Below are 1,726 nucleotides of genomic sequence, written 5' to 3'. Positions count from 1 at the left end.
TGTATGTAGTAAGGAAAGTGGAGGAAGATGCAGTTATGAACACAATGACAATCGCAATTGACGGGCCAGCAGCCGCCGGTAAAAGTACAGTAGCAAAGAGGGTAGCGGAAAAGCTTTCTATAATATATGTAGATACTGGAGCAATGTATCGTGCATTAACATGGAAAGCCATCCAGAAGAACGTTTCTTTAGAAGATGAAGAGAATCTCGCTAAGTTGTTGAAAAATACAGAATTAAAGCTTGTTCAGTCACCTTCTGGTCAGAAAGTAGTCTTGGACGGAGCGGACGTTTCCGAAGACATCAGAACGAATGAGGTAACAAATCAGGTTTCTATTGTTGCAAAGCACAAATCTGTCCGTGAAGAGATGGTTAAACGACAACAGGAGCTTGTAGAAGAGCAAGGGGTCGTTATGGACGGTCGTGACATCGGAACGCACGTGCTCCCGGATGCAGACGTTAAGATTTACATGATTGCTTCTGTCGATGAACGCGCGGAGCGACGTCATAAAGAAAACCTGGATAAAGGATACGGTTCGGATCTTGAAGAAATCAAAGCAGATATAAGAAAACGCGATGAAATTGATTCTAATCGCAAAACCGCTCCTTTAGTCAAAGCAGAGGATGCCATTGAAGTGGATACAACTTCATTATCCATTGAAGAGGTAGTAGAGCGGATTATTTCTATCGTAAAAGAAAAGCAGCACAAGGAGGGGTAATCGAATGAATCTATATAAATTAGGAAAGTTGCTTTGCACATTGATCTTTTATCCTCTATACCGAATTAAAGTAATCGGAAAAGAGAACATCCCAAAGGACGGCCCGGTTATTATTTGTTCGAACCATATATCTAATATCGACCCTCCCGTTGTTGGGATTACGAGCAGTCGAAATATCTATTTCATGGCTAAAGAAGAATTGTTTAATAACAAGTTCTTTGGGGGAATATTGAAAAGAGTCCATGCATTTCCAATTAAAAGAGGGATGAGGGACCGTAACGCTTTGAGGCAAGGGTTAAATGTGCTCAAGGATAACCATGCCTTGGGATTGTTCCCGGAGGGTTCCCGCCAGAAAAACGGTGAAATCGGCAAAGGGCTCGCTGGAGCAGGTTTTTTTGCATTACGTTCTGAAGCTACGATTGTGCCATGCGCCATTATAGGACCGTATGAAAAGTTCAAACCACTGAAGGTAGTTTATGGTGAAGCCATTGATATGACAGAATTTCGACAAGAGAAGGCGTCGGCTCAAGTCGTTACTGATCGAATTATGGAAGAAATCAGACAATTGCATAAAAATCATAGCTGAGAGAAGCGTAAACACTTGACAAAATGCTCTAAATATTAGAAGTTAGACAAAAGGGCATTTCTGTATCATAAGGTTGTGTCGGAAATTGAAGGAGGTAGCTTGGTATGGATGAAATGAATCAAGAAGTATCTGGAATGAAAGAATTCTCTGCTGGGGACATTGTGACTGGTAAAGTCGTAAAGATTGAAGAAAAACAAGTCCTCGTAGATGTTGGATATAAAGTAGAGGGGATTGTACCTATCAGTGAATTATCCAGCCTTCATGTAGAAAAAGCATCTGATGCAGTTAGCGAAGGTGATGAACTTACGCTACAAGTGAAAAAAGTGGAAGACGATGAAATCGTTCTTTCCAAGCGTGCTGTCGATGCTGACAAAGCATGGCAGGATCTTGAAGAGAAATTCGAAAGCGGAGAGATTTTTGAAGC

Annotated in this window: 3 protein-coding genes; all 3 read left to right on the top strand. The window is 41.4% G+C overall.

Annotated elements, in window-relative coordinates; all coding sequences use genetic code 11:
• The first annotated feature begins 35 nt into the window (after nt 1–35).
• Nucleotides 36–716 (top strand): (d)CMP kinase, encoded by a 681-nt coding sequence (gene cmk, locus LD39_RS00240; protein ID WP_035541542.1) that lies wholly within the window; start codon nt 36–38, stop codon nt 714–716.
• 4 nt (nt 717–720) lie between these two features.
• Nucleotides 721–1,302, top strand: coding sequence for a 1-acyl-sn-glycerol-3-phosphate acyltransferase (locus tag LD39_RS00235; RefSeq protein WP_035541540.1), 582 nt, complete (start codon nt 721–723; stop codon nt 1,300–1,302).
• A gap of 104 nt (nt 1,303–1,406) precedes the next feature.
• On the top strand, nt 1,407–1,726 hold a 320-nt coding region (locus tag LD39_RS00230; protein ID WP_035541539.1), incomplete at its 3' end, for a S1 RNA-binding domain-containing protein.

It is taken from the genome of Halobacillus sp. BBL2006, from assembly GCF_000786645.1.
GTDB lineage: Bacteria > Bacillota > Bacilli > Bacillales > Halobacillaceae > Halobacillus.
The sequence above is the reverse complement of the archived record's forward strand: the minus strand, read 5'-3'. Positions and strand labels throughout refer to the sequence as shown.

Bases quoted from the DNA above. Each gene is read 5' to 3' on its own strand.
- cmk (WP_035541542.1), top strand. From the start codon at position 36: ATGAACACAATGACAATCGCAATTGACGGGCCAGCAGCCGCCGGTAAA.
- LD39_RS00235 (WP_035541540.1), top strand. From the start codon at position 721: ATGAATCTATATAAATTAGGAAAGTTGCTTTGCACATTGATCTTTTAT.